We start from the raw sequence: 26,079 nt of genomic DNA on the forward strand, positions 1-26,079 counted from the left end.
TGCCCTGGAAGCGCACGGTTGCCGCAACTCTGATCCCACCCAACGGCAGGCAAGACATCCATGTTCATCGTCGACACCGACGTTCACAATTACTGGTCCAGCGCCGAGGTGCTGCTGCCCTATCTCGAACCCTACTGGCGCGATTTCCTGGTGCGCGGCGAGAAGCCCGGGCCGAGGGGAAGCTTCCCACACGGCCACCGCCCGTGGCTGCACCCGGAGGGGTTCTCGCGGCACGATATCCGCCCGGAGACCGAGGACGACAATTACCTGATCATGAAGGAGAAGCACCTCGATCTCTATGACATCGATGTGGCGATCCTCACCGCCGACGAGCCCTTGGAAGCCTCGACCCTGGCCAACTATCACTATGCCAACGCACTGGTGAAAGCCTACAATGATTACATGATCGACTGGTGGCTGCCCAAGGACAGCCGCTTCAAGGGATCGATCATCATTTCGCCGACCGACCCGCATGGCGCCGCGGCCGAGATCCGGCGTCTCGGCGGCCACAAGGACATCGTCCAGGTCCTGGCCAGCCACGGCTCGCAGCGCCCCTATGGCGATCCGTTCTACCATCCGATCCACGAAGCCTGCGCCGAGGTCGGGCTGCCCTTCGCCATCCATTTCGGCGGCCAGGGCGGCGTCAACCACAACGCCATCGCCAGCGGCCCGACGACCTATTACTGGGAAACGCACGCTTTGCTCGCCCAGCCGGCGATGACCCATGTGGTCAGCATGATCTCCAACGGCGTGTTCGAGAAATATCCCGACCTCTATTTCGTCGTCATCGAGTGCGGCGTGTCGTGGGTGCCTTCGCTGATGTGGCGGCTCGATGCCAATTTCAAGGCGCTGCGCAAGGAGACGCCGTGGCTGAAGATGCTGCCGTCGGAATATTGCCGCCGCAACATCCGCTTCAGCACCCAGCCGTTGGAGCAGCCCCAGAACGTCAGGCATCTGTGGGAGACGCTGGAGCACATGGACGGCCAGAACACGCTGCTGTTCGCCTCCGACTATCCGCACTGGGACTTTGACGCGCCGACCAACCTGCACATCCCACCGGCCTGGCGCGACAAGGTGATGGGGCTGAATGCGCTGGAGGTCTACAAGCGCATCGAGGCTCCGGCCGCCGCCGCGAGGGTCGCCTGATGAGCGCCGCCGCAACCGCTCCGGCGCTGACCTTTGCCTGCAAGGCGGCCGAGGTCGCTGTCGGCAAGCCCACGATCGTCACCATCGGTCGCATCCGGGTCGGCATATTCCAGCTCGAGGATGGCTATGCCGCGCTGCTCAACATCTGCCCGCACCGGGCAGGCCAGCTCTGCGAGGGGCCGGTCTCCGGCACCACCAGGCAAACGGACAAGGCGGAATTCGTCTATGAGCGCGCCGGAGAGCTCATTCGCTGCGCCTGGCACGGATGGGAGTTCGACATCCGCTCCGGCAAATGCCTTGTCGACGAGAAGCTCAGGGCGCGCACTTTTCCCGTTCATGTCGACGGCGACGACATCTATCTCGAAATGCGCCGCTGACCGCCACCTGCCGCAAATTTTGGAGTCCGGACGATGGAAACCGTGAAGTTCACCCAGATGAAGGATGGCGACCGCGAGGACTATGCCTTCCTGACCGAGCATGAGACCGAATACGCCGCCGGCACGGCCGACCGGCTGCTGGCGGCCATGGTCGAACTCGACAAATCGGTGTCGGGCTACAAGGTGACGCGGCTCGGCCATTCGTTGCAGGCCGCGACGCGCGCCTGGAATGCCGGCGCCGATATCGACTGGGTGGTGTCGGCGTTGCTGCATGACATCGGCGACATCTACGCGCCCTACAATCACGACGAATACGCGGCCGCCATCTTGCGTCCCTTCGTGCGCGAGCAATGCGCCTGGGTGGTGGAAAAGCATGGCGATTTCCAGCTGATCTACTATGGCGAACATGTCGGCGCGAACCCGCACAAGCGGGATGCCTTCAGGGACAGCGCCTATTTCGACGACTGCGCCGAATTCTGCGAGAAATGGGACCAGTCGAGCTTCGATCCGGACTATCCGACCAGGCCGCTGACCTTCTTCGCGCCGCTGGTGCGGGAAGTGTTCGCCCGCAAGAGCTACGATCCCGCCATCGTCAGGCCCGGAATGCGCGTTGCGATGTCGGATGACGCGGCGGCCGCCGAGCGATCAGGCACATAGCGCCTGGCGACGAGGCTGCGATATTTCCCAGGGGCCTGTCCTGCCCGGTTACTCCCTCGAAGGGTGCCCCCCTCAATTCAACGGCGAACCGCCCTCGCGCTTGCGCCGCTCCATATAGTCGCGCAAGGCCTCGTCGATGCCGGGATCGATCGGCGGCTGTTCATATTCGGCGACCATGCGCTTCCACACGACATTGGCGCGCTCGCGCGCCGTCACCTGGCCGCGCTCGATCCAGGTGTCGTAATTGTCCCAGTTCGACACCAGCGGCGAATAGAAGGCGCGCTCGTAGCGCTGCATGGTGTGGGCCGCACCAAAGAAATGCCCGGCCGGTCCGACCTCGCGCACCGCTTCCAATGCCAGCGTGTCGATGTCGACCACGGGCGGGTCGAAATAGGCCGACATCATCTGCAGCATCTCGGCGTCGATGACCAGTTTCTCGAATGATGCGGTGAGCCCACCGCCGAGCCAGCCGGCGGCATGCAGCACCAGGTTGGCGCCGCCCATCAGACAGCCCCACAGCGACATGGCGCTCTCATAGGCGGCCTGCGCGTCGACCGAATTGGCGGCGGTGACGTTGCTGGAACGGAACGGCACGCCGATCAGCCGGCAGAGCTGGCCGGTGATCTGCGCGGCCTGCGTGTATTCGGGCGTGCCGAAGGCCGGCGCGCCGGTCTTCATGTCGACATTGGAGGTGAAGCCGCCATACATCACCGGCACGCCGGGACGCACGATCTGCGTCAGCACGATGCCGGCCAGCGCCTCGGCGTGCTGCTGCGACAGCGCGCCGGCAAGCGTCACCGGGCTCATCGCGCCAGCCAGCGTGAACGGCGTGATGACATTGACCTGGCCATGCTCGGCCAGCGCGATCAGCCCTTCAGCCATCGGCTCATCGAGCTGCAGCGGCGAATTGGTGTTGATGATGCCGGTGAAGACAGGCATCTCCCGGGCAAGGTTTTCGCGCGTCGTGCCGAGCGAAATCGCAACCATCTCCAGCGCGTCGATGGCGCGGCCCTGACCGAGGGTTTGCGGCTGCCAGTTCTTGTCGAGCAAAGTGATCTCGGCATAGTAGAGGTCGAGATGGCGGGTGTTCTGGTGCAGGTCGAGCGGCTCGAACGGGCCGCCGCCTTCCTGATGCAGCACGTTGAACGACTGGATGAGTTTCAGATAGTCGCACATCTCGGCATAGGTGCCGGGACGGCGGCCGCGATCATTGTCCATGACATAGGCCGGCCCACCGACCGATGACAGGATGCAGTGCCGCCCGCCGACCTTGACGTTCTTGGCCGGGTTGCGGGCGCGCAGCTCGAAGGATGATGGCGCCATGGCGACGCGCTCCATGACCATGGCGCGGTCGAAGCGCACGCGCATCTCGCCTTCGTCGACATCGCAGCCGGCGGCGCGATAGAGCTGGCGCGCCCGCGGCTGCAGCACGCGCATGCCGATTTCCTCGAGGATGGTCAGGCCCATTTCGTGGATCGTCTGGACCTGGTCGGCCGACAGGATCTCGATCGGCTGATAGGGCCGCGTCAGCTGCTTCCATGGCCGCTGCTCGATGCCGCCGATCTCGCGCTGCGGGCGGCCGGGTCTGCGACGTGCGGCAGTGCGTTCCATGGCTTCCACTCCTTGTTTGACGCAATTCCGAACGGAAAACCGCTTCACACTTTTCCTGGAATTGCTCCTATTCAGCAGCCGTTTGCATGTCGAAATCCACCACCGCGTCGACGATCGGCGTGTCGCGGCGGAAGGGCTGCCAGCGAACTTTCGTGCCGATTTCGCGCGCGAGCTTGTGGCCGCTGTGCACGGCATGGGCGATGGCGCCTGGGGCCAGCGTGTCGCCGATGCGATCGACGCTGCGAATACCGGCGGCGGCAAGATCGCTGGCGCGTTCCGTCAGCGCCTCGAACAGCTCGTTGCGTGGCAAGCGCAGCCCGACGATCAGCACCGAGCGGCAAGCGGTGCGGGTCTCCTCGCCGGTGAACAGATGCGCCAGCGTCGCCGTTTCTCCATTGAAGGATTTCAAGAGATGCAGCGTGGTCACCGGCACCTTGCGCCGTGCCAGCGCGCGATGCACCAGCGGCAGCTCGTTGGTCATGATCGTCCATGCCGACGCCTGGCCGGCGGGGGTGACATAGCTGACCGGAATGCCCTGTGCGGCGAGATGTTCGGTGAGGACGCCGCCCATGTAATAATTGTCGAAATCGAAGACCAAGGTTGGCCCTTGCGGGACCCGGCCGGCGGCAATGTCGTCGGGGGTGAACACGCCGGGATGGTCGAGCCGGCCGACCGGAATCTCGAGCGAGGAATAGAGCATGTTGGTCCAGCGCGCGCCGGTCGCCAGCACCACGCGCTCCGGTGCCAGATCGATGATCTCGTCCACGCCCAAAACACTCTTGGGATAGAGCGAGACATTGCTCATCTCGCCGAGGCGGCCGAGCCGATAGTCGACGACACGATTCCAGGCCGACAGGCCGGGCAGCGTCTTCTCGAAGGTCAGCCGCCCGCCGAAGCTGCGGCTCGCGTCGGCAAGGGTCACCTCATGGCCGCGACGGCCAAGCGTCAGCGCGCATTCGAGCCCGGCGGGTCCGCCGCCGACAATCAGGATGCGCTCCGGTCTGTCGGCACGCTCGACGCGCTCGGGATGCCAGCCGCGCCGCCATTCCTCGCCGGCGGTCGGGTTCTGGGTACAACGCACCGGCACGCCGTCATGCCAGCTGGAAATGCAGATGTTGCAGCCGATGCATTCGCGGATCTCGGCCTCGCGGCCCTCGCGGATCTTGGCCGGCAGGAAGGGATCGGCGATCGACGGCCGCGCGCCGCCGATGAAGTCGAGCACGCCGCGCTTGATCTGCGACACCATCGTGTCGGGCGAGGTGAAGCGGCCGACGCCGACCACCGGCTTCTTGGTCAGCGATTTGACGAAATCGATCACCGGCTCGTGGCTGCCTTCGCCGATGAAGCGCGATGCCGAACAGTCGGTCGGGCTGGAATCCATCTTGACGTCGAACAGGTCGGGCAGGTCGGCCAAGAGTTCGATCAGCTCGTGCGCTTCGGAAGGCTGGTTGCGGCCGGGCCGGCCACGCAGTTCCTCGAGGCTGACGCGCAGCGCGACGCCGCAATCCTTGCCGACGGCCTCCTTGGTGACCTCGATCATCTCGCGCACGAAGCGCACGCGGTTTTCGAGCGACCCGCCATATTCATCGCTGCGGTGATTGTATTCCGGCAACAGGAACTCGTAGCCGAGATAGCCCATGCCGGCATAGACATAGACAACGTCGAAGCCGGCCGTGCGCGCCTTGCGCGCCGCCTCGGCCTGGCAGCGCAGCACCTCGCGTATGTCGGCCTTGTCCATCGTCTTCGGCCGCATATTGCCCATGAAGCCGACATGCGTGGCCATCCAGGGAATTCCCGAGGGCGACAGCGGCGGCAAGCGGCTTGTCCGATTCATCACGGAAGCGCCGCCATGCCACAGTTCCACGCCGGCAAGCGAGCCATGGCGATGCACGGCCTCCGTCATCAACGCATGGGCGCGGATATCGTTGTCGTCCCACAGGGTGGCGAAAGGCAGCGGTGAGTCGTCGGAACTCGGGTCGATCGAACAGGCGCCGGTGCAGATCACCCCCCAGCCGCCCTCGGCCTTGGCTTCGCGAAAGGCCGCACGCACCCTTGGAAGTGCGTTGGTCATGCCGCTGGCGTGCGGCACCTGATAGAAGCGGTTCGGCGCGGTGACCGGCCCGATGCGCATCGGCTCGAACAGGATTTCGTAACGGGGATTGCAGGTCATCGGGGCTTCGCAAACACGCTTGTTGAACGATCGTACAACAAGCATATTCGCAGACATTGCAGAACGCAATGGCCCAAAGCGTTGGCGTGGTTCAGGCGGCGCGCGCAGTGCACAGTCCGATTATCTTTCCTTGTTTGAGGTCGTCGCTAGCGGGAGTAATAGTCGCCACGGAATTCGTGAGGAGGACGCGATGACGCTGAATTTCGACCCGAGGGCGAAGGCCACGACGCTCTACCACGGCGAATTCCGGCCGATGTTCATCGGCGGCAAATGGGTTCCGGCCCAGTCCGGTGAGGTGATGCAAGCGCTCAACCCGGCAACGGGCGAGGTGCTGGCCACGGTGCCACGTGGCGGGGCGGCCGATGTCGATGTGGCGGTAGCGGCCGCACGCGCGGCCTTCGAAGGGCCGTGGTCGAAATTCTCGCCCTATGAGCGGCAATGCGTGCTGTTGCGCATCGCCGATCTGTTCGAGACGCATTGGGAAGAGCTCAGCGTTTCCGACACGCTCGACATGGGCCTGCCGATCACCCGCACGCTGGCCAATCGGCGCCGCGTCATCGGCATGCTGCGCTTCTACGCCGGCATGGCGACGGCGCTGCATGGCGAGGCGATCGACAATTCGATTCCCGGCGAGATCGTCTCCTTCACAAGGCGCGAGCCGGTCGGTGTCGTCGGCGCGATCATTCCCTGGAATGCGCCGACCGCCGCCTCGATCTGGAAGATCGCGCCGGCACTCGCCACCGGCTGTACCGTCGTGCTGAAGCCCTCCGAGGATGCGTCGCTGACGCCGCTTTTGATCGCGCGGCTGATGCAGGAAGCCGGCGTGCCGGACGGCGTCGTCAACATCGTCACCGGCACGGGAGCCGAGGCCGGCGCGCGGCTTGCCGAACACCCCGACGTCAACAAGATCGTCTTCACCGGTTCGACGCTGACTGGACAAGCGATCGCGCGGGCGGGGGTGACCAACCTCAAGCGCGTTTCGCTGGAGCTCGGCGGCAAGTCGCCGATCATCGTCTGCCGCGATGCCGACATCGACAAGGCGGTGCCGGTCGCGGCGATGGCGGTGTTCGTGCATTCGGGCCAGATCTGCATTGCCGGTTCGCGGCTGTTCGTGGCGCGCGAAATCCATGACGAGTTCGTGCGCCGCGTCGCCGAGTTCGCCGGCAGGCTGCGCATCGGCCACGGCATCGAGGCGGAGACGGAAATCGGGCCGCTGATCAATGCCAGGCAGGCCGGCAAGGTGGAGGGTTACATCAAGGCCGGCAGCGAGGAGGGCGCGAAACTGGTCGCCGGCGGCTCGCGGCTGACGGGCGCGCTCTATGATGGCGGCAACTTTATCGCGCCGACCGTTTTCGGTGCCGTGTCGGACAAGATGACGATCGCGCGCGAGGAGATTTTCGGGCCGGTCATTTCCGCCATGCCTTTCGACACGCTAGATGAAGCGGTGGCGCGCGCCAATGCGACGCCCTATGGCCTGGCCGCCGGCATCTTCACCACCCATCTCGGCACCGCGCACAAGCTCGCGCGCCGCATCAAGGCCGGCTCGGTCTGGGTCAACATGTACCATGCCATCGACCCCGCCGTGCCGTTCGGCGGCATGAAGATGTCCGGCTATGGCCGCGAGGGCGGCATCGAGCATCTGCACGAGTATCTCGAGACCAAGTCGGTCTGGATCCAGACCGACTGAGGGGTATGCCGATATTCAGGTGAGGCATGCAAATCGCGGGGCAGGCGAACCCTTGCCAGGGAACCTTTGTTCGGCTGGTGATTTTGCCTATATAGGAAGTGTGAACGGCCAGGAGGGTGTTGCCGATGACGACGAAACGCTTTGCGATCTGCGCTCTTGCCCTGGCGACGGCCTGCGGCATGACCGCGCCGGCATCCGCCGGGGCCAAGCACCGCCACCATCACCACACTCAGAACCACTACTACAATCAGGCCGAGCCGGAACGCTATGTTCCCGCCGATGACGATCTCATCGGCTTCCTGTTCGGCGGCCCGCGCTATTATGACCAGCAGCTGTTCACCACCTCCGCCGGCGCCTGCTCCTACAATCGGGTGGGGCCGGACGCGAATGCGATAAACAAGATCAACGACCACCATTGCGGGAAATAGGAAGCGGGCCGCTCGAGGGCAGGGTCCGGCGTGGGCAATTGTCCATGAGGCCAGCGAATCATGGAAAGGCTGGAACCGACAGAGCGGCCTCAACGGAGTGCCGTTGGATCCGCCAGTTCGGCACGAATCTCTGCGCCATGTTCGTCGCGTGCCGGACGTTTCGCCGGCGTCTTTTGCGCCCATACGGAAAAACGCGGAGCGGCGGCGGCTTGCAAAATGCCGTCCATCGTCAGCCACGAGCCGCGCGCGGCCATGTGCGGATGCAGCGCTGCCTCCCATGGATTGAGCACCGGGGAGACGCAAGCGTCCGAGCCCTCGAAGAGGCTGGGCCATTCGTCGCGCGGTCTTTCGGCAAAGATCGCCGCCAGCCGATTGCCGAGCTCCGGCCAGAGATCGCGGTCGAATTGCCTGGCGAATTGCGGATCGCCGGTGAGATCAAGCATGGCGAGGAACAGCGCATAGAATTTCGGCTCGACGCACTGGACGCTGATGAAGCCGCCATCGGATGTGCGGTAGACGCGGCACCAATGCGGCCCGTCGAGAAGGCTGGTGCCCCGCTCGGCTGAGAGGCCGCCGATTTGGCCGAGCGCCATCAACAGGTTCATCATGTGGGCCGAGCCATCGACGATTGCCGCGTCGACCACGGTGCCTTGACCGCCGGCGCGCGCGTTGATGATGCCGGCGAGCATACCGATCACCAGATAGAGCGCGCCGCCGCCTATATCGCCGACCAGCGTCGGCGGCGCCATGGGCGGCTCGCCTGGCAAGGAGGCGTACCAGAGCGCGCCCGACACGCCGATATAGTTCATGTCGTGCCCGGCGGTGTGGGCGAGCGGTCCGTGCTGCCCCCAGCCGGTCATGCGGCCGTAGACCAACTTTGGGTTGGCCGCCAGGCAGGCATCCGGGCCGAGGCCGAGACGCTCCATGACGCCGGGCCGGAATCCCTCGATCAGCCCATCGGCGGTGGCGATGAGGCGCATCACCAGGGCGACATCCTCGGCATCCCCGAGGTCGAGCGCGATGGAGCGTTTGCCGCGATCGAGCAGCGCGCGTTCGGGCAGGCCCGGCATGGGCGCCTGCTTGCGGTGCACGACGATGACATCGGCGCCGAGATCGGCAAGCAGCATGCCGGCGAAGGGTGCCGGCCCGAGTGCCTCGATCTCGACGATTCGCGTCCCCTTCAGCATTCCACCCTCCACGGCGTTCAACCCCAGAGTATGGCGCGAGGTGACGGTGTGTAACCCCGCTGTTTTGGCATTGAAGCACGTGCCGCCCGCATATACTTCAGGGCCATGAAAAAAATCGGTTTCTTGTCATTCGGGCACTGGACGCCCTCGTCGCAATCGCAAGTGCGTTCTGCTTCCGACGCTCTGCTGCAGTCCATCGATCTTGCCGTCGCGGCCGAGCAGCTTGGTGCGGACGGCGCCTATTTCCGTGTGCATCATTTTGCCCGCCAGCTCGCTTCGCCATTCCCGCTGCTGGCGGCGGTGGGCGCAAAGACCAGCCGCATCGAGATCGGCACCGCGGTCATCGACATGCGCTATGAGAATCCGCTCTACATGGCCGAGGATGCGGGTGCCGCCGACATCATCGCCGGCGGCCGGCTGCAGCTCGGCATCAGCCGTGGCTCGCCCGAGCAGGTCATCGATGGCTGGCGCTATTTCGGCTACCAGCCGCAGGAAGGCAAAAGCGACGCCGACATGGCGCGGCATCACGCCGAGGTTTTCCTCGACACGCTGCGCGGGGTCGGCTTCGCCCAGCCCAACCCACGGCCTATGTTCCCCAACCCGCCCGGCCTGCTCAGGCTCGAGCCGCATTCGGAGGGCCTGCGCGAGCGCATCTGGTGGGGCGCTGCCACCAACGCCACTTCGGAGTGGGCGGCCAAGCTCGGCATGAATCTGCAGAGCTCGACGCTCAAATTCGACGAGAGCGGCAAGCCGTTCCACATCCAGCAGGCCGAACAGATCCGGATCTATCGCGAGGCCTGGAAAGCGGCCGGCCACGAGCGCGAGCCGCGCGTTTCGGTCAGCCGCAGCATCTTCGCCCTGGTCGACGACCGCGACCGCGCCTATTTCGGCCGTGGCAATGAGAGCCGCGACCAGATCGGCTTCATCGAGGAGAACACAAGGGCGATCTTCGGCCGCAGCTATGCCGCCGAGCCGGATGTGCTGATCAAGGAATTGGCGCAGGACGAGGCGATCGCCGAGGCCGACACGCTGCTGCTCACTGTGCCCAACCAGCTCGGCGTCGACTACAACGCCCATGTCATCGAGGCGATCCTGACCCATGTCGCGCCGGCGCTGGGCTGGCGCTGACGGCCGCGCCATGTAACCATCGATCGCGGCGGCGATTCAGGAGGTTCACGGCATGGCGAAGAGGGCCCTCATTGCCTGGGGTGGTTGGGAAGGCCACACGCCGGAACGCAGCGCCGATGTCATCCGCGCGCTGCTTCAACGCAACGGGTTTGATGTCACGCTGGGCCAAGGCACGGCGCTGTTCGCCGATCCGGAGCTGTCGTCGTTCGATCTCATCGTGCCTGTCATTACGATGTCCACGATCGAGAAGGCCGAGCTGCAGAACCTGACGCAGGCCGTTCGCGGGGGAAGCGGGCTCGGCGGCTTCCACGGCACGATGGGCGACAGTTTCCGCAACGAGCCCGACTACCAGTTCATGACCGGCGGCCAATGGGTCGCGCATCCCGGCAACATCATCGACTATCGTGTGGTGATCACACAACCGGACGACCCGATCACCAGTGGCATCAGCGATTTCGCCTACCGGTCGGAGCAGTATTACATGCATGTCGACCCGAGCAACGAGGTGCTGGCGACAACGACTTTCAGCGCCGCGCATTTCCCAGGCATTGGCGGGGTTGTCATGCCGGTGGTGTGGAAGCGCCGGTATGGCGCGGGGAAGGTGTTTTACAGTTCGCTTGGGCACACGGCGGATGAGTTCGCGGTGCCTGAGATGGCGCTGATGGTGGAGCGTGGGTTGGTGTGGGCCGCGCGGGGGTAGCAGCGATGTTGGCGCTCTACGGCGCCCCCCTCTGTCCTGCCGGACATCTCCCCCACGAGGGGGGAGATCGGCTGTCATCACGGCCTTCGCGAATTTTCAAAGTTGCAGGAAAAGGCGAGGCGCCAAAGCTGCTAATCTCCCCCCTCGTGGGGGAGATGTCCGGCAGGACAGAGGGGGGCGTGACGGAACTCGACGGTGGGTGTTGGCTTTTCCGCTCCGCTCACCCAATCCCACCCGTAACCACATAGGCGCCAGCACTGCGCCCATCCTCCAGCCGCGCCACCGCCGTCACGATCGAACCATACGAACCGCGCCAGACACTGTGGAAGCGCCGATGCTCGGCGGCCGGCACCAGCGCACGCCCGCTGAAGCGCGTGCCGGTTCGCTGCATCGCGACGGCTTCTCCGTTGACATGCACCTTGACGCTGGCGTTCTCCGCCTTGACCGCCAGGTCGAGCGTGATGGCGATCTCATCTTGATCGCCCGAAGCCCGCGTCTCGGCAGCGAGCGCGATTGCCAGTGGTGGCGCCTTGCCGTTACCGGCTTGGCTTGACCGACCTGAAAACACATCATCAGCCAGTTCCGGTGTGCGTGCCGGGCTCGTGCGGCGCCGGGTGGCGCGCTCGAAATCGCCGGCCATGCGCAGCAGGCTTTCGTCGCTGTACGCCTTGCCGGCGAAGGTGAGGCCGACCGGCATGCCGATGTCGGCCATAGTGCCCATCGGCACGGTGACGGTCGGGATGCCGAAATGGCGCCAGACCAGGTTGCCGTTGGCGACCCATGTGCCGTTGCGCCAGGCTAGATCAGCCGACGCCTCGTTGACATCGGCATCGGCGGGGCCGACATCGGCGGCGGCGGGCAAGACCACGGCGTCGATGCCTTGCGCGTCGAGCCAGTCCTCGAAATCGATGCGCCGTGTCGCTTCCAGCCCCTTCAGGCCCTCTGCAATGGTCGGGATAGCCTTGAAGGGCGTGACGCCGGATTTCGCTCGTTCGACATACTCCCCCAGGTCGAAGCCACCTTCGTAGCGATCAGGTAACGTGCCGGGCGGCTGCGGGAAGATTTTCGGGCCTTCGACCGAGGCGAGATCGGGCAGCGCCGGGTCGGCATTGGCGCGCAGGAAATCGTCCCAGCCCCAGATGCAGAGATCCCAGAGTTCGCGGTCGGCGAAATCCGGCGGCACCAGCCCGCGCTCGATCATCGTGCGCGCCCCGGGACGGTCGCGCTCGTAATTGGAGACGACGGGAAAGTCGACCTCCACCACCTCCGCTCCAAGTCGCTTCAGATCGGCTGCCGCTTGCTCCCACAGGGCGAGCACGGAGGCACGGGTTTCGATCGGCCGGTCGGCTCCGCTGTCGCGGCCGATATACATGCGGGGCACGCCGAGCCGCTTGCCTTTCAGCGAGCCGGCAAGCGTCAGATCGGTATAGCGCCGCGGCCGTACCTCAGAACTCTTCGGCAGGGCGGCCCAGGGCTGCGCGCGCCAGAAATCGCCGCGCGTCTCGGGATCGTCGGCGACGATGACGTCGAGCAGCTCCAGCATGTCGGGCATGGTCCGCGTGTGCGGCACCACGACATCCATGGTCGGCACCAGCGGCCAGTTGCCGCGCACCGAGATCACGCCGCGCGACGGCGTGTAGGCGACCAGCGCGTTGTTGCTGGCCGGCGCGCGGCCGGACGACCAGGTTTCCTCGCCAAGGCCGAAGGCGCAGAAGCTGGCCGCTGTTGCCGTGCCGGAGCCGTTGGACGAGCCCGAGGCGAAGGCGGCGGTCAGGTAGTCGGCATTGTAGGGGCTTTCGGCGCGGCCATAGACGCCGCGCTGCATGCCGCCATTGGCCATTGGCGGCATGTTGGTGAGGCCGATCAGCACCGCGCCGCCGGCGCGCAGCTGGGCGATGGTGAAGGCGTCCTCATTGGCGACGAGACGCTCGAAGGCCGGCGAGCCGGCGGCGACCGTCAGGCCTTTGACCTTGTAGCTGTCCTTGGCGGTGTAGGGGATGCCGTCGAGCGGCCCGAGTACTGCGCCGTCGCGGCGCCGCTGGTCGGAGGCGGCGGCCTCCTCGAACATATCAGGGTTGAGCACCGGGACGGCGTTGAGGCTGATGCCATGCCGGTCGAAATGCGCGATGCGCCTGAGATACGCCGCGACCAGTTCGACGCTGGTCATCGTCCCTTCATCGAGCGCTCGGCGCAGTTGCTCGATCGTCGCTTCGACGAGATGAAGGCTGGCGTCGGTCATCATTGCTCCCAGGCTGTTGTCGCCCGCCATGGATGAGCGAGGCCGCCAGCTTCGGCAAGAGCCAGCGGTCAATCTTTGTCGGAACGCGTTGCTCCTGCCCACACCTTGCCGTCAGGGCTCAGGCGTCTCCGCTGCTCTCCTTCATCTTCTCGATGATCCCGGCCATTAGCGCCAGGTCGCGGCGCGAGTCGGCTAGATCGGTCAGCGGCTTGGTGCCTTCCGCGATGTGGCGATGGAAAATCTCCAGTTCGTTGGAGAAGGCGTCGCCGTAAAGCGGGCCGAAGCTTTTCGTCACCGGGCCGAGCGGGCCGGCTTCGGTCACCTCAAGCCGGGTCGGCAGGCTGCGAATGTAGGGCGTGTCGTAGATGATGCGCACGCGCCTGGTGTTGGAGCGAACCTCGATCATGGCGGGCCGCATGCCGTACGATCCGCGGTTCACTGCAAAAAAAACGTCCACCCTCATGCAACCTCTGATGGACGCGCGCGTTACAAGGCTCCCGGGGATGGAGAGGCTTGCATTGGACCGTTTTGAGATTCTGAACGAGCCGACAGGCATGTGCTGCATTTTCGACACATCCACGGAATTGCCGATAACGGCGCAAGACAAGACCCTCATTGGGCTCAGTCGGCACGAAGTGCCCTGCTTGCGGTCATGGAAGCGGACGGCAAGCCGTGGGCGCCGCCGTCACTGTCGTCGCTAAGCAACTGTCGGACAAATAATAGAGATCAGACATGCCAAGACGGCTTGCAAGCCTAGGCTAAAGCTCGCAGAAGTTGCGAAAAAAGCATACCGTTGGAGAAAACTTATATCGTCATCCAGCATGAAGGGGGAATCATGCCTGACCAGAATGCCCAGATCCGAGCAGCCATTGGACGACTGCTTTCCGAGAAAACCGGAGTCGCGGTCATTTCCATGAGAGAGAGTATCACCGAGCTGGTGGCCATAACGGGTGCAGCGCTGACCGTCGAAACCCTGCAGGACATGCTGCTGGAAATGGCCGAAGTGCGCGGCATGATGGTCGTGCTCGACGTTTAGACTCTTTGTTTTGACGCAACTTCTGTGCGAAAACCGTTTCACACTTTTCCCGGGAAAACCGCTCATACTTTCCTGGAATTGCTCTTGCTCCATCTCTTGGTTTTGACGCAATTCCCAGAGAAAGCGCTACGCGCTTTCCCGGGAGGCAGCCGGTAGCCGTTCAGCCATGGCGGGGCCAAGGCGTTCTACTCTCCCCGCCTGTGCAAGCGTGCCATCGCCGTAGATCATGCGACCGGCGCGGAAGGTGGCGCGCACGCGTGGCACGGGATGGCGGTCGGCCACGACGAGATCGGCCAAAAGCCCCGGCTCGATGGCGCCGCGATCGGTGAGCCCCAGGGCCGCGGCCGGGTTGGCGCTGGTCAGTGCCGCCGCGGCCATCGCCCCGCAACTCCGAAAGGCCAAGCACGGCCGGCAGGATCGAGGCCGGGTGATAGTCGCTGGCCAGCATGTCGAGCAGCCCGGCCTCATAGGCCTGGCGGGCGGAAAGGTTGCCGGAATAGGACTCGCCGCGCAGCGCGTTGGGCGCGCCCATGGCGGTGTGCATGCCGAGCCTGCGGGCTTCCTGTGCCGCTTCCAGGGTCACCGGGAATTCCGAGAGCGCGGCACCCAGGCCGTGGACCAGTTCCACCTTTTCCAGCGTGTCGTCGTCATGCGAGGCAAGCACGATGCCGGCAGCCTGCGCACGCGCCGACAGATCCTGCAGGGCGTTCAACACATCACCCTGACCGTTACGGCCGGCCATGCGCTTGCCGACGACCTCGGATGCGTCCGCGACGGACATGCCGCGCTCCTTGGCGATGCGGGCGATGTAGAGTTCGACGTCGCGATACTGCCCCTGTCCGGGCGTGTGATCCATCAGCGAGATCAGATGCAGCCTGCCGGCGTCCATCAGCTTTTGCAGCCTGGGAATCGCCGGGGTGAAGGTCACTTCGAAGCGGGCATGGATGCGATGGTCGACCAGCAAATCGTCCTTCATCCCGGCAATGGTGTCGATGATCGCATTCGTATGACCTTCCGAGCGCAGCACGCCGCTGGTGACGCTGGCGCCGATGAAGGAAAGCGCGGCATAGGCTGTCGTGATGCCGCAGGAGGCGAGCTTCTTGTCGAGCTCGGCAATGCCGATCCGCATCGGCACGTGGACGCCGGTGCGCGGCTCGACTTCCTTCTCCACCATGTCGCCATGCATGTCGATGAAGCCGGGGAGCAACAGGCGGCCGCCACCCTGTATGTCGGCGTGCTCGACCGGCTTGTCGCGGATCTCGGCGATCCGGCCGTCTTCGATCCTGACGGCGCCGTTCGGAATGACGCGGTCGCGCAGGACGATTTCGAATTCACTCAGCCACATATCATGTCTCTTGCAAGGCAGCGGTTTCAAGATGGATTTCGCGGGCGACAAGGTCGGCGACATCGTCGGGGTGATGGAGGACGCCGACCCATGGCGACGATTGCGCCGGCTTGCCGCCGCCTCGGTCACGATCTCTCCAGGACATGTTTTCTAGTTCACCCGAATGCCGGTTTCCATTTGATTTTTATGACATTTTCATGAAGGCCGGCCTTGCCGGAACGCTTGCCTCAGCCGGTACGGGATCGTTGTGACAGCCATTCGGCGGTTTGCTGGCTGGCCTGTTCGGCGGAAAGCTCAAGGCTCAGCCCCTGCAGCAGGCCGTGCAGGAAGATCCCGGTAAAGCAGTCGCCGGCACCGATCGTATCGGGCACGGAGACCTGCTTCAGCGGGGTGACGTGATTGAGCACCTTGCCGTCATAGAGCGAGATCGGCCGCGTTCCGTCGGTCAGCACCAGCGTCCTCAGGCGTGGCCCGGCAATCAGTGAGGCGCGCTCCCAGATCGCTGGCGTGTCCTCGCCGGGAAAGTCGGCGCGCGATCCGATGACGATGTCGGCCGGGCGCGGCGAGGCGCTGCGCAGCGGAAACTGCGAGATGACAAGCGGGATCGTCCGTAGCGAGGCAACGAGGCCGGCATCGAGCACCAGGGCGTTGAGATAGGCGGCGTCGCCGCTGACTGGCTCCGGTGCGGCGAAGGGCGGGCGCATCTGGCCGCCGGGGTTCAAAATGGTGCGCTCGCCATTCGGCTCGAGCAGGATTTCGGTGAACCGGGTTTCGCCGGGCCAAATGGTGATGTAGCCGGTATCGATGCCGCTCGCCTGTAAGGTAGTGAGCGCTGCCCGGCCATGGTCGTCGTCCATTACATTGCTGATCAGCCGGACATGGTTGCCGAGCCTGGCCAGCTGGGTGCTGGTGTGGAAACCGCCGCCGCCAAGCCTGACGTTGCGGCCGGAATAGACGATGCGCGCGCCCGAGGCGAGGGGCGAGGACAGCGACCAGACCTGATCGTAATTGACATGGCCGACAACGATGACTGTGCTCATGGTCCCTGCTTTTCGCGCAGCATATCGACGATGAAGCGCTGCGCGAGCAGGCTTAGCACCATGACCGGCACCAGGGACAGCAGGCTGGCGGCCATCGGAGCGCCAGCGGGCGTGTGTAGTTCTCGATCGACAATACGAGCCAGTTGCTCAACGTGCCGGCACAGGCTGCGAACGGCAGGGCTTGAACAGCCGCTTTACCCGCCGAGAATAAAATCGGCACAGCGGTCGGCGATCATGATCACCGGGGCGTTGGTGTTGCCGCTGATCAGGCGCGGCATGATCGAGGCGTCGCAGATGCGCAGGCGCGGGACGCCGCGCACGCGCAGTTGCGGATCAACCACGGCGTCGTCATCGCTGCCCATGCGGCAGGTGCCGCAGGGGTGATAGACGGTCTTGGCGTGTTCGAGGATGTGGTCTGTAATCGCCTGGTCGGAGAGGTCGGCGGCCTCGCCGGGCGACAGTTCCTCGGCGACCACCGCCCGCAGCGCCGGCTGGCGCAGGATGGTGCGGGCGATCTTCATGCCGGCGAGCAGCAGAGCGAGATCGTCAGGGTCGGACAGGAAGCCGGTGGTGAAGCGGATCGGGTCGGCCGCATCGCGCGAGCGCAGGTTGACCGTGCCGCGCGATTTTGGCCGCAGCACACACGGGTTGAGCTCCATGCCGTGGCGCTCGATCGAGCCGTGCTCGGCGCTTTCGATCATCACCGGCAGGACGTGGAACTGGATGTCGGGGCGGCCGTCGCCGTCGGTGTCGAAGAAACCGCCGCTCTCGACCACGTTGGAGGTGAGCAGGCCGGTGCGGAACATCAGATATTGCAGGCCGTGGCGCAGCGCCCGCAAGCCGCGATCTTCGCCCAGCAGCGAGATCGGCTGCCGCGTCAGCGCATAGACGGGAGCGGCGACATGGTCCTGCAGGTCGCGGCCGACCGAAGGCATGTCGCGGATGACGGGAATGCCGAGCCCGGCGAGGTGCTCGGCCGGGCCAAGCCCCGACAGCATCATCAGTTTTGGGGTCGCCAGCGCGCCTGCCGTGAGGATCACTTCGGCCTTTGCCGTCGCCGCATGGTTTTGGCCGTCCGAGCTGATGTAGGCGAGGCCGCTGGCGGCACCATTTTCCAGCGTCACGCCTGTGACCAGCGCATCGGTGATCACGGTGAGGTTGGCGTTGCCGGCCAGCGGCCGCAGGAACACCTTTGCCGCCGACTGTCTTTCCCCATTCGCCGTGGTCGTCTGGTAGAAGCCGACGCCCTCCTGCGCGGCGCCGTTGAAGTCGTCATTGTAACGGTAGCCGGCCTGTTGTGCTGCCTGGACATAGGCCAGCGAGAGCGGGTGGCGGTGGCGGGGATCGGAGACCGGCAGCGGTCCCTCGGTGCCGTGGCGCTCGCCGGCCAAGCGCTCATTGCGCTCCAGCCGCCGGAACACCGGCAGCACGTCTTCCCAGCCCCAGCCGGGGCAGCCGAGGTCGCGCCAGCCATCGTAATCCTGCGGCTGGCCCCTGATGTAGAGCATGGCGTTGATGGAGGAGCCGCCGCCCAGCGTGCGGCCTTGCGGCACCGGCAGCCGGCGGCCGCCGACGCTGGGCTCAGGCTCGGATTCGTAGATCCAGCTGCGCGCCGTGCCGATCACTTTGGCGAAGGTGGCGGGCATGTCGATCAGGCGCGTGTTATCGGCCGGGCCGGCCTCGACCACCAGCACGCGCTTGCCGGCAGAGACCAGCCGGTTGGCCAGGGTGCAGCCGGCGGAACCGGCGCCGGCGATGATATAGTCGTACTCGGCGCTCATCGTGTCAGGCATAGCGCATGATGACGGTCTTGGTCTCGAGATAACCGTCGATGGCGGCGTGGCCATGCTCGCGGCCGATGCCGGACTGCTTGAAGCCGCCGAACGGTGCCGCGGGGTCGAGCGTGTTGTGCGAATTGACCCACACCGTGCCGGCCTTGAGGCCGTGGATGGCGGTCATCGCCTTGCCCATGTCGCGGGTCCAGATCGAGGCCGAGAGACCATAGCGCGTGTCGTTGGCGATGCGGATCGCCTCGTCGAGATCGGCGACAGGCATTGCCGCCACCACCGGGCCGAACACCTCCTCGCGTACGATTTCCATGTCGGGGCGAACATTGTGCAGGATGGTGGGCGCCACATAGTGGCCCCTGGCCGGCACCGGCCGTGCGCCGCTGACCCGTTCAACGCCTGCCGCCAGGCCACGCTCGACAAAGCCCTCGACGCTTTTTCGATGCTTGGCCGAGACCAGCGGGTTGATCTCAGCTCCCGCGTCGCGGCCGGCGCCCAGCGTCATGTTGTCGGCGATCTCGGCCAGCCGCGAAAGCGTGCGGTCGTAGATCGACTTCTCGATGAGCAGCCGCGAGGCCGAGGTGCAGACCTGGCCCTGGTTGAAGAACATGCCGAGCCCGGCGATCAGCGGCTCGACGCCGTCCTCCATGTCGGCGAGCAGGATCATCGGCGATTTCGAGCCGAGCTCCAGCGTGAAGCGGGCAACACGGTCGACCGCCGCATGGCCGACGCGCTTGCCGACTTCCGTCGAGCCGGTGAAGGTCAATTTGTCGATGCCGGGATGGCGGATCAGCGCCTCGCCGGTGATGGACCCGCTGCCGGTGACGATGTTGACGACGCCGGGCGGGAAACCGACCGCTTCGATCAGTTCAGCAAGCCTCAGCAGACCGAGCGGCGTTTCCTGCGGCGGCTTCAGCACCACCGTGCAGCCGCAGGCCAGCGCCGGCGCGATCTTCCACATGCCGATCAGCAGCGGAAAATTCCACGGCACGATGGCGCCGACGACGCCGACCGGCTCCATCACCGTCATCGCCTGGTGCCTGGCGCCTGGCGGCACGGGAATGGAGACCTGGAAGGTCGAACCCTCGATCTTGGTCGCCCAGCCGGCATAGTAGCGCAGCCAGTCGACGGTGCCGCCGGCGCTCAACATGCGGGCTACGCCGAGCGACTTGCCGTTCTCGATGCTTTCGATTTCGGCGAGCAGATCGGCGTCGGCCTCGACGGCGTCGGCGAGTTTCAGCATCAAATTCTGACGGTCGACCGGCCGCATCGTTGCCCATGGACCATCGAGTGCTGCACGCGCGGCGCGCACCGCCTGATCGACAAGTTCGGGGCCGCTTTCGGGAACATGGGCGACGATCTCGCCGGAAGCGGAATCGTCGACGGCAAGGCCTTCACCGGCGAGACCATCGACGAAACGGCCATTGATGAAGGGCCGGTGCGAACGCGCCAGGAAGGCGGCTGCTGCGGCGCTGATCGGCGGCACAATTCTCTCGTTCACGCCATCCTCCTCGATTGCTGATGAACAGTTGTGCCGAGGGTTATGGAGCGCATCCGCCGGCTTCAAGCCGAAGACGGCGCGAGTGCGCGCTCAGTCAAAACAAAGTTCCCGCTCGGACAAGACGCCTTGCGATCGGTTGGCCTAGACCAAGGTCGCATCAAGCCGCGCGTTTTGCGCGAGCCTGCCAGATGTCAAAGAGGTATCGGCCATTGAGCGCATTGCTGGGCAATCCGATGGTCACAACGGCGGCGCTGCCGTTTGTGCTCGGCGTGGTGATGGCGCTGTTGGCGCGGTTTGCCCTGCCGCCGTCCTCGCCCGTGCTTTCGCTGGTGGTGGCCGCGCTGCTGCTGTTCTTTTACTGGGACACGCTCGGCCCGCCCGTGGTGCCGCCGGTCGCCGCCAGCCAGAAGCTGATCTATCTTGCCTTTGCCGGGATTGTCGCGGGGCTGTTGCCTGAACGCCTGCTCAGCGCTGCCGTGGCAGGCAAGCTTGTCGCCGCCATGTTTGCGGCCGCGCTGCTGTGGCTCGGCTGGCGCCGTCTTGCCGGCGGTGCGCTCGACTTGCAGATGATCGCAGCCCTCATTGCCGGCCTGGTGGCGATTGTAGGCGTCGCGATGCTGCTGTCGTTGCGCGCCTCGCCATCGCCTGCGGCTGAAGAGCCGTTCCTGGCGCCTGCAGCCATGCTGGCCCTATGCCTGGCCGGCGCCATCATCTCGGTGCTCGGCGCCTCGATCGTCACCGGGCAATTGCTGGGATCGCTGGCCGCGCTCGCCGGCGGCTGGTGCCTCGTCCAGTACATCGCGGTGCTGCGCGGCGGCACGGCCGCCGGCTGGAGCAAGGGCGCCGAGCTGATCCTCATCTTTGCCGCCGCCACGGTGTTGATCCAGGTGGCGCTGCTGGCGCCGAAGGCCAACCCGGTGGCGCTCATGCTTTCGCCCTTGCCGCTTGCCGTGGCCGCCTTGGTGCCCGGTCCGCTGCGGGGCCTTGTTTCCGGTGCCCGGCCGTTGCGGCCGCTGGTTGCCGGTCTGCTGATCGCCCTACCGGCGATATTGGCGATCCTGACGGCGCTGCTGTTTGCGCCGCACGGAGCCGCGCTTGGCTTTTCCTGAGCAGAGAATGACAACCAACAATAGGGAGACTGACGTGACGATGAGAAAACTGACGGCCGCGCTTGCCTTTGCCTCGATGTGCGCCTTCGCATCGGCGGCTCACGCCGAGAACTACGAGATCGACGGCCAGCACGCCTGGGTCACCTTCACCATCAAGCATGGCATCTATGGCACCGCGCATGGCCAGTTCGATGCGGTGAAGGGCGCCATCGTGATGGACAAGGCCGACCCGTCGAAGAGCAGCGTCAAGGCCGAGCTCGATGTCGGCTCGGTGCACACCGCCTATGACCAGCGCGACAGCGATCTCAAAGGCCCCGACTTCTTCAACGCCGCCGAATTCCCGGCGATCTCCTTCGAAAGCACCAAGGTCGAGAAGGTCGACGACAAGACCGGCAAGGTCACCGGCAACCTCACCATCAGCGGCGTGTCCAAGGAGATCACGCTCGACGTGACGCTGGTCAACGAAGCGCCGGCGCCGTGGGATGCGACGCTGACCAAGGCGGCGTTCACCGCCACCGGCAAAGTCAGCACCGCCGACTTCCCGATGGCCAAGGCCGCCACCGGCTTCGGCCTCGGCCCGGATGTCGACATCGTCATCGACCTTGAAGCGGTGAAGAAATAGGCCGCCGGCAGTTGGCGGGGCGCCGCGCGGCCGAAAGGTCGCGCGGCATTTCACCAGACAGGCGCGAAGTGCGCGCTCAGTCAAAACAAAGTTCCCGCTCGGACAAGACGAGAAATCGGGGATGCCGCACTATCCCCAGCGAAGATCGGCGCTTAGCCGGCGCGCTCAGCAATCGGGATGGAACCATGCGATTTCTTGGAAAGACGGCCTTCATCACCGGCGGCGGTACCGGCATCGGTGCGGCTGTCGCCAAGCGCATGGCGGCCGACGGTGCCAAGGTGGTGCTGATGGGCCGGCGGCGCGAGCCGCTGGAAGCCGTGACCAGGGATATTGGCGGGCTGGTGGTGCAGGGCGATGCCGCCGATCCCCAAGCGGTGCGCGCCGCGCTCGCCGAAGTGCATGACAAGATCGGACCGGTCGACATCCTCGTCGCCAATGCCGGCGGTCATGGCGTCGGCCCGACCATTTCGATGAGCGATGAGACCTGGAGCATGGCGACGCGCAGCAATCTCGACACCGCCTTCGTCTGCGCCCGCGAATGCCTGCCTGACCTGATTGCGCGCAAGGGCAACATCGTCGTCGTCGCCTCGATCGCCGGCCTGTTCGCCGGGCCGGATGCGGCAGGCTACGTCACCATGAAACATGCCTGCATCGGCTTCGGCAAATCGCTGGCGCGCGACTATGGCCGCAAGGGTGTGCGCACCAACATCATCTGCCCGGGCTGGGTGTCGACCGACATGGCCGACGAGCAGATGGAGGTAATCGTCGAAAAGCACGGGCTCGGCTCGATCGACGAGGCCTATCGCCTCGTCACCAAGGACGTACCGCTTGGCAGGCCGGCGACGCCGGAAGAGGTGTCTAACGTCATCTGCTTCGTCGCCTCCGGCGAGGCGGCGATGATGAACGGGTCGATCCTGACCGTCGATGGCGGCGCCACCGTCGTCGACCTGCCGACGTTGGCTTTCGCGGATTGATTGGGGCTTTGTCGATTGATGTGGAGAGTGCGATGAACGACCAGAACAGACCTGCGGACTGGAAGCACTTCGACGATTTCGCGGCCGGCATCGCCACCAACCGGTTGGCGACGACGGATGCGCTGCGCGGCCAGACCTTCAAGGTCACGCTCGACACCGGCCGCACCATCGACCTCGCCTTCACATCGCTCGACACGGTGGCGTGGAGCGAAGGCAGCGAGGCGGGCGCCGACTGGTACGAGGCGCTCGAAGTCGCCTCCAACGTGTACTTCATCAATATGATTTTCTCGGCCCGGCCTGATGAGGACGAGGCCTTCATCATCAACACCAGCACGCGCCGCGTGCTGTCGGTGCGCGAAAGGGTGCGTGAAGCCGGCGAGGCACCCGGCGAGCCGCGCGTGGCGCAGACCTGGTCGGCCGGCGTGCTCGGCGATCCCTCGGTGCTGCCTACCGGCACCGCGCCGGCGCCGACGCGGGACCTGATCGGGCTCACCGCGCACTACACATACAGCCCCAACCACGTCTACGAGCACATCTATCTCTCTTCCGAGCGCTATGCCTGGCAGAACCTCGTCGGCATCCAGCGCGGCCATGGCGACGTCGATCTGGCGACGACCTGGAAGTTCGCCGAGAACCAGTATGTGTTCGGCTTCCGCGAGTTCATCATCCCGGTCGCCTCGCTGTTCTTCTACAATTGGGACGTCATGCACTCGACGGGGAAATTCCTCGGCGTGACCAGCCAGGGCAAGATCGAGAACAAGCCGGCCGGCGCCCACATCGAGAAGAAATCCAGAACCGCCTACGACGAAGGCAAGGCGCCGGTCTGACCGCGCGGGGGAACGCCATGAATAAAAACTACGAAGCGATCAAGGCGCACTATGCCGGCTCCGACGCCAAGGATTTGGCGGCGATGATGGCGCCGGTCACCAGCCGCACCGCCTGGACCGAGATGGCGGGCTTTCCCTATGCCGGCACCTATGTCGGCCCTAACGCCATCATCGATGGCGTCTTCAAGCGCATCGGCGAGGAGTGGGACGGCTACGCCTTGAAGCTCGAAAAACTGGTCGATGGCGGCACCACCATCGTCGGCATCGGCACTTATTCGGGTGTCTACAAAAAGACCGGCAAGCCGATGTCGGCGCGCGTCGTCCATGTCTGGGAAATGGAGGATGGCAAGGCACTGAGTTTCGAGCAGTTCACCGACACCAGCCTGGTCGCGGCAGCGACGGTCTGAGGGCATGCGGCCGGGCACGACCGTGTCCGCCCGATCGAAAAACCTGGGAGGATGAAATGGGAAACAGTCTGAAGGCAATGCTGGCGGGCCTGGCCCTGTCGGCCGCGTTCGCGGCCGGCGACACCAGCCTGGCGAATGCCGGCGACACCGAGATCGTCATCGGCGCGCCGATCTCCTTGACCGGGCCGCTGGCCGGCGACGGCAAGGAACAGAAATGGGCCTATGAGCAGGCGGTGGCCGACATCAACAAGGCCGGCGGCATCATGGTCAAGTCGGCCGGCAAAAAGCTGCCGGTGCGCCTCGTCGTCGCCGACGATGAAAGCTCGGAAGGCAAGGTGGCGTCGGCGCTGGAAAACCTGATCAAGGTGCAGAAGGTCGATGCGCTTTTGTCGACCCATTCCGGGCCGATGAACATTGCCGGCGCCATCGTCGCGGAAAAATACAAGAAATTCTACATGATCACGACGGCCTTTCCGTTCGAATGGCAGCCGTTGAAGCTGAAATATTCGGCGCTGTTCTTCTTCCATCCGGGGCCGGGCGCGGAAGTGCCGTTCGAGATCTGGGACAAGCTGCCGGCCAATGAGAAGCCGAAGAACCCGGCGCTGGTCTCCGAGGATTCGCCAGACGGCAAGGGCTTTGGCGGCGCCTTCGAGGCGGCGGCCAAGAAGTATGGCTACACCTTTGCCGTCGACGATCCCTGGGCGATCGGCGCCACCGACTATTCGGCGCTGATCACGAAGCTCAAGGCGGCAGACGTCGACGCCATGCTGGTGTTCGGCTCGCCGGCCGACACGGTGACGCTGCTGCGCCAGATGAAGGAGCTCGGCTTCTCCGTGCCTTACCTGCATGGCTGGAAGGGTACCTGGACGGGTGAGTTCCACGAAGCGCTCGGCGCGGATTCCGACTACATCCTGACCGACGGCTTCTGGTCGTCGAGCTATCCCTATAAGGGCGCCAAGGAACTCGGCGACCGCTACGAGGCCGAGTTCAAAAAGGACTCGGTGACCGTCGGCGCCTTCTACGCCAACGCGCAGGTGCTGGCGCAGGCGATCGAGAAAGCCGGCTCCACCGATGCCGGCGCGATCCACGACGCGATCTTCGGCCAGGAGTTCAAGGACACGGTGGTCGGCGATCTCAAATTCGACCAGACCGGCTTTGCCCTCATCCCCAGCGTCGCCACGCAATGGTGGCAAGGCAAGCACCAGCTGATCTTCCCGGACGGCAACTGGACTTACAAGCCGGCTCCTGCCTGGGACAAGCGCTGAGCGGCTGAAAACAGCGGACAGGGGAGGCGGGTGCCTGATTGCGAAGCCAGGCATCCGTCTGCCGACCCACAGAACCTGACTGGAGAAACGGAAACACGATGCAGCCTGACGAAACCCTGCTTCGCCTCGAGGCGGTCCAGAAGCGGTTCGGCGGGCTTGTCGTGCTCAACAACATCGACATTGCCGTCGGCGCCAATGAGCTGATCGGGCTGATTGGTCCCAATGGCGCCGGCAAGTCGACGCTGTTCAACCTGATCACGGCGCTCTACACGCCGACGCAAGGGCGCATCCGCTTCCGTGGCCAGGACATCACCGGCACGGCGCCGCACCGCATCTGCCGGCTCGGCATTGCGCGCACCTTCCAACTGGTGCGCACGTTCCTCACCATGACGGCGTTCGAGAACATCATGGTCGGCGCGGTCTATGGATCAGGCGGGCGCGTCAAGCATGCGACGGCGGCAGCGCAAGAAGCGCTGGAGCTTGTCGGGCTGACCGCAAAACGCGATGTCCGTACCGCGCATATGACGCTGTCCGACCGGCGCTTGCTGGAGATCGCGCGGGCAGTCGCCTCCAGCCCGGCGCTGCTCCTGCTCGACGAGCCGATGGCGGGGCTGAACCCGACCGAGATCCAGCGCATGGTCGATGTCATCCGCCGGGTGCGCAGCGAGCGGGGCGTGTCGATCCTGTGGGTCGAGCACAAGGTCGACGCCATCATGAAAGTGTGCAGCCGGGTGATCGTGCTCGACCATGGCGAGAAGATCGCCGACGGCACGCCCCGCGACATCGTCGCCAACCGCAAAGTGATCGAGGCCTATCTTGGCGAACCGGCTGCTTGA

General features: G+C 65.1%; 24 protein-coding genes and 1 pseudogene. 16 read left to right on the forward strand and 9 right to left on the reverse strand.

Annotated features, from left to right (window positions below; translation table 11 throughout):
* Positions 1-60: 60 nt before the first annotated feature.
* From CKW40_RS13375 to CKW40_RS13385, 3 genes are read left to right on the forward strand one after another with little or no spacing between them, the layout of a single operon-like run.
* Entirely contained in the window at positions 61-1,146 is a 1,086-nt protein-coding gene (locus CKW40_RS13375) for an amidohydrolase family protein (RefSeq protein ID WP_095200392.1), read from the forward strand.
* Positions 1,146-1,523 (forward strand): Rieske (2Fe-2S) protein, encoded by a 378-nt coding sequence (locus CKW40_RS13380; protein ID WP_095200393.1) that lies wholly within the window; start codon positions 1,146-1,148, stop codon positions 1,521-1,523. The genes CKW40_RS13375 and CKW40_RS13380 overlap by 1 nt, the downstream gene beginning before the upstream one ends.
* Before the next feature lie 33 nt (positions 1,524-1,556).
* Entirely contained in the window at positions 1,557-2,180 is a 624-nt protein-coding gene (locus CKW40_RS13385) for an HD domain-containing protein (protein WP_095200394.1), read from the forward strand.
* A gap of 72 nt (positions 2,181-2,252) precedes the next feature.
* Here the strand turns inward: CKW40_RS13385 and CKW40_RS13390 are convergent, their stop codons facing one another.
* Both CKW40_RS13390 and CKW40_RS13395 read right to left on the reverse strand, forming a co-directional pair.
* Entirely contained in the window at positions 2,253-3,791 is a 1,539-nt protein-coding gene (locus CKW40_RS13390; protein WP_095200395.1) for a trimethylamine methyltransferase family protein, read from the reverse strand.
* 67 nt (positions 3,792-3,858) lie between these two features.
* Positions 3,859-5,961 (reverse strand): oxidoreductase, encoded by a 2,103-nt coding sequence (locus tag CKW40_RS13395; RefSeq protein ID WP_095200396.1) that lies wholly within the window; start codon positions 5,959-5,961, stop codon positions 3,859-3,861.
* Positions 5,962-6,151: 190 nt separating this feature from the next.
* Here CKW40_RS13395 and CKW40_RS13400 point away from each other — a divergent pair, with 190 nt between their 5' ends.
* Positions 6,152-7,648: an aldehyde dehydrogenase family protein gene (locus CKW40_RS13400; RefSeq protein ID WP_095200397.1), complete on the forward strand. Its 1,497-nt coding sequence runs from the start codon at positions 6,152-6,154 to the stop codon at positions 7,646-7,648.
* Between the two features lie 125 nt (positions 7,649-7,773).
* The gene (locus tag CKW40_RS13405; RefSeq protein ID WP_095200681.1) at positions 7,774-8,076 is read left to right on the forward strand and encodes a hypothetical protein; all 303 of its coding nucleotides are present in this window, start codon (positions 7,774-7,776) and stop codon (positions 8,074-8,076) included.
* Between the two features lie 89 nt (positions 8,077-8,165).
* Here the strand turns inward: CKW40_RS13405 and CKW40_RS13410 are convergent, their stop codons facing one another.
* The gene (locus CKW40_RS13410) at positions 8,166-9,263 is read right to left on the reverse strand and encodes a CaiB/BaiF CoA transferase family protein (protein WP_095200398.1); all 1,098 of its coding nucleotides are present in this window, start codon (positions 9,261-9,263) and stop codon (positions 8,166-8,168) included.
* A 105-nt stretch (positions 9,264-9,368) separates the two neighbouring features.
* Between CKW40_RS13410 and CKW40_RS13415 the strand changes: the two genes are divergently transcribed.
* Complete coding sequence (locus tag CKW40_RS13415) at positions 9,369-10,391, forward strand: LLM class flavin-dependent oxidoreductase (protein ID WP_095200399.1); 1,023 nt, start codon at positions 9,369-9,371, stop codon at positions 10,389-10,391.
* Between the two features lie 52 nt (positions 10,392-10,443).
* A complete protein-coding gene (locus CKW40_RS13420) occupies positions 10,444-11,091 on the forward strand; it encodes a ThuA domain-containing protein (RefSeq protein ID WP_095200400.1) in 648 nt (215 codons plus the stop codon).
* A 220-nt stretch (positions 11,092-11,311) separates the two neighbouring features.
* Here the strand turns inward: CKW40_RS13420 and CKW40_RS13430 are convergent, their stop codons facing one another.
* Together CKW40_RS13430 and CKW40_RS13435 are read right to left on the reverse strand one after the other, a co-directional pair.
* Complete coding sequence (locus CKW40_RS13430; RefSeq protein ID WP_095200682.1) at positions 11,312-13,330, reverse strand: amidase; 2,019 nt, start codon at positions 13,328-13,330, stop codon at positions 11,312-11,314.
* 118 nt (positions 13,331-13,448) lie between these two features.
* Positions 13,449-13,769 carry a hypothetical protein gene (locus CKW40_RS13435; protein WP_244571174.1) on the reverse strand — a complete coding sequence of 107 codons (321 nt, stop codon included), beginning with the start codon at positions 13,767-13,769 and terminating at the stop codon, positions 13,449-13,451.
* Positions 13,770-14,165: 396 nt separating this feature from the next.
* On the opposite strand from CKW40_RS13435, the gene CKW40_RS13440 reads away from it, so the two are divergent.
* Positions 14,166-14,366 carry a hypothetical protein gene (locus CKW40_RS13440; protein WP_095200683.1) on the forward strand — a complete coding sequence of 67 codons (201 nt, stop codon included), beginning with the start codon at positions 14,166-14,168 and terminating at the stop codon, positions 14,364-14,366.
* Between the two features lie 126 nt (positions 14,367-14,492).
* On the opposite strand, the pseudogene CKW40_RS13445 reads toward CKW40_RS13440, so the two are convergent.
* Positions 14,493-15,711, reverse strand: a pseudogene (locus tag CKW40_RS13445) (alpha-D-ribose 1-methylphosphonate 5-triphosphate diphosphatase).
* 31 nt (positions 15,712-15,742) lie between these two features.
* On the opposite strand from CKW40_RS13445, the gene CKW40_RS45355 reads away from it, so the two are divergent.
* Positions 15,743-15,865: a hypothetical protein gene (locus tag CKW40_RS45355; RefSeq protein WP_280175386.1), complete on the forward strand. Its 123-nt coding sequence runs from the start codon at positions 15,743-15,745 to the stop codon at positions 15,863-15,865.
* A gap of 73 nt (positions 15,866-15,938) precedes the next feature.
* Here CKW40_RS45355 and CKW40_RS13450 read toward each other — a convergent pair whose 3' ends face one another.
* The 3 genes from CKW40_RS13450 to CKW40_RS13460 all read right to left on the reverse strand — a co-directional run bounded on the left by CKW40_RS13450 (position 15,939) and on the right by CKW40_RS13460 (position 20,039).
* Positions 15,939-16,751 carry a PfkB family carbohydrate kinase gene (locus tag CKW40_RS13450; protein ID WP_095200401.1) on the reverse strand — a complete coding sequence of 271 codons (813 nt, stop codon included), beginning with the start codon at positions 16,749-16,751 and terminating at the stop codon, positions 15,939-15,941.
* Between the two features lie 194 nt (positions 16,752-16,945).
* Entirely contained in the window at positions 16,946-18,532 is a 1,587-nt protein-coding gene (locus CKW40_RS13455) for a GMC family oxidoreductase (RefSeq protein WP_095200685.1), read from the reverse strand.
* Between the two features lie 4 nt (positions 18,533-18,536).
* A complete protein-coding gene (locus tag CKW40_RS13460; RefSeq protein ID WP_198421147.1) occupies positions 18,537-20,039 on the reverse strand; it encodes an aldehyde dehydrogenase family protein in 1,503 nt (500 codons plus the stop codon).
* Positions 20,040-20,248: 209 nt separating this feature from the next.
* Here CKW40_RS13460 and CKW40_RS13465 point away from each other — a divergent pair, with 209 nt between their 5' ends.
* The 7 genes from CKW40_RS13465 to CKW40_RS13495 all read left to right on the forward strand — a co-directional run bounded on the left by CKW40_RS13465 (position 20,249) and on the right by CKW40_RS13495 (position 26,079).
* On the forward strand, positions 20,249-21,148 hold the full coding sequence (locus tag CKW40_RS13465) for a hypothetical protein (RefSeq protein WP_143748284.1): 900 nt from the start codon (positions 20,249-20,251) through the stop codon (positions 21,146-21,148).
* A 40-nt stretch (positions 21,149-21,188) separates the two neighbouring features.
* The gene (locus tag CKW40_RS13470; protein ID WP_244571189.1) at positions 21,189-21,770 is read left to right on the forward strand and encodes a YceI family protein; all 582 of its coding nucleotides are present in this window, start codon (positions 21,189-21,191) and stop codon (positions 21,768-21,770) included.
* 185 nt (positions 21,771-21,955) lie between these two features.
* Positions 21,956-22,744, forward strand: coding sequence for an SDR family NAD(P)-dependent oxidoreductase (locus CKW40_RS13475; RefSeq protein ID WP_095200403.1), 789 nt, complete (start codon positions 21,956-21,958; stop codon positions 22,742-22,744).
* A gap of 32 nt (positions 22,745-22,776) precedes the next feature.
* Positions 22,777-23,571, forward strand: a complete 795-nt coding sequence (locus tag CKW40_RS13480) for a MoaF C-terminal domain-containing protein (RefSeq protein WP_095200404.1) — start codon at positions 22,777-22,779, stop codon at positions 23,569-23,571.
* Positions 23,572-23,588: 17 nt separating this feature from the next.
* The gene (locus CKW40_RS13485) at positions 23,589-23,978 is read left to right on the forward strand and encodes a nuclear transport factor 2 family protein (protein ID WP_095200405.1); all 390 of its coding nucleotides are present in this window, start codon (positions 23,589-23,591) and stop codon (positions 23,976-23,978) included.
* 56 nt (positions 23,979-24,034) lie between these two features.
* Positions 24,035-25,243 carry an amino acid ABC transporter substrate-binding protein gene (locus CKW40_RS13490; RefSeq protein ID WP_095200406.1) on the forward strand — a complete coding sequence of 403 codons (1,209 nt, stop codon included), beginning with the start codon at positions 24,035-24,037 and terminating at the stop codon, positions 25,241-25,243.
* 98 nt (positions 25,244-25,341) lie between these two features.
* Positions 25,342-26,079, forward strand: a complete 738-nt coding sequence (locus tag CKW40_RS13495) for an ABC transporter ATP-binding protein (RefSeq protein ID WP_095200407.1) — start codon at positions 25,342-25,344, stop codon at positions 26,077-26,079.

The sequence above is a fragment of the Mesorhizobium carmichaelinearum genome (assembly GCF_900199455.1).
GTDB lineage: Bacteria > Pseudomonadota > Alphaproteobacteria > Rhizobiales > Rhizobiaceae > Mesorhizobium > Mesorhizobium carmichaelinearum.

Excerpts from the sequence above, each read along its gene's own strand:
- CKW40_RS13375 (WP_095200392.1), top strand. The coding sequence starts at position 61 with ATGTTCATCGTCGACACCGACGTTCACAATTACTGGTCCAGCGCCGAG.
- CKW40_RS13380 (WP_095200393.1), top strand. The coding sequence starts at position 1,146 with ATGAGCGCCGCCGCAACCGCTCCGGCGCTGACCTTTGCCTGCAAGGCG.
- CKW40_RS13385 (WP_095200394.1), top strand. The coding sequence starts at position 1,557 with ATGGAAACCGTGAAGTTCACCCAGATGAAGGATGGCGACCGCGAGGAC.
- CKW40_RS13390 (WP_095200395.1), bottom strand. The coding sequence starts at position 3,791 with ATGGAACGCACTGCCGCACGTCGCAGACCCGGCCGCCCGCAGCGCGAG.
- CKW40_RS13395 (WP_095200396.1), bottom strand. The coding sequence starts at position 5,961 with ATGACCTGCAATCCCCGTTACGAAATCCTGTTCGAGCCGATGCGCATC.
- CKW40_RS13400 (WP_095200397.1), top strand. The coding sequence starts at position 6,152 with ATGACGCTGAATTTCGACCCGAGGGCGAAGGCCACGACGCTCTACCAC.
- CKW40_RS13405 (WP_095200681.1), top strand. The coding sequence starts at position 7,774 with ATGACGACGAAACGCTTTGCGATCTGCGCTCTTGCCCTGGCGACGGCC.
- CKW40_RS13410 (WP_095200398.1), bottom strand. The coding sequence starts at position 9,263 with ATGCTGAAGGGGACGCGAATCGTCGAGATCGAGGCACTCGGGCCGGCA.
- CKW40_RS13415 (WP_095200399.1), top strand. The coding sequence starts at position 9,369 with ATGAAAAAAATCGGTTTCTTGTCATTCGGGCACTGGACGCCCTCGTCG.
- CKW40_RS13420 (WP_095200400.1), top strand. The coding sequence starts at position 10,444 with ATGGCGAAGAGGGCCCTCATTGCCTGGGGTGGTTGGGAAGGCCACACG.
- CKW40_RS13430 (WP_095200682.1), bottom strand. The coding sequence starts at position 13,330 with ATGACCGACGCCAGCCTTCATCTCGTCGAAGCGACGATCGAGCAACTG.
- CKW40_RS13440 (WP_095200683.1), top strand. The coding sequence starts at position 14,166 with ATGCCTGACCAGAATGCCCAGATCCGAGCAGCCATTGGACGACTGCTT.
- CKW40_RS45355 (WP_280175386.1), top strand. The coding sequence starts at position 15,743 with ATGGATTTCGCGGGCGACAAGGTCGGCGACATCGTCGGGGTGATGGAG.
- CKW40_RS13450 (WP_095200401.1), bottom strand. The coding sequence starts at position 16,751 with ATGAGCACAGTCATCGTTGTCGGCCATGTCAATTACGATCAGGTCTGG.
- CKW40_RS13455 (WP_095200685.1), bottom strand. The coding sequence starts at position 18,532 with ATGAGCGCCGAGTACGACTATATCATCGCCGGCGCCGGTTCCGCCGGC.
- CKW40_RS13470 (WP_244571189.1), top strand. The coding sequence starts at position 21,189 with ATGAGAAAACTGACGGCCGCGCTTGCCTTTGCCTCGATGTGCGCCTTC.
- CKW40_RS13475 (WP_095200403.1), top strand. The coding sequence starts at position 21,956 with ATGCGATTTCTTGGAAAGACGGCCTTCATCACCGGCGGCGGTACCGGC.
- CKW40_RS13480 (WP_095200404.1), top strand. The coding sequence starts at position 22,777 with ATGAACGACCAGAACAGACCTGCGGACTGGAAGCACTTCGACGATTTC.
- CKW40_RS13485 (WP_095200405.1), top strand. The coding sequence starts at position 23,589 with ATGAATAAAAACTACGAAGCGATCAAGGCGCACTATGCCGGCTCCGAC.
- CKW40_RS13490 (WP_095200406.1), top strand. The coding sequence starts at position 24,035 with ATGGGAAACAGTCTGAAGGCAATGCTGGCGGGCCTGGCCCTGTCGGCC.
- CKW40_RS13495 (WP_095200407.1), top strand. The coding sequence starts at position 25,342 with ATGCAGCCTGACGAAACCCTGCTTCGCCTCGAGGCGGTCCAGAAGCGG.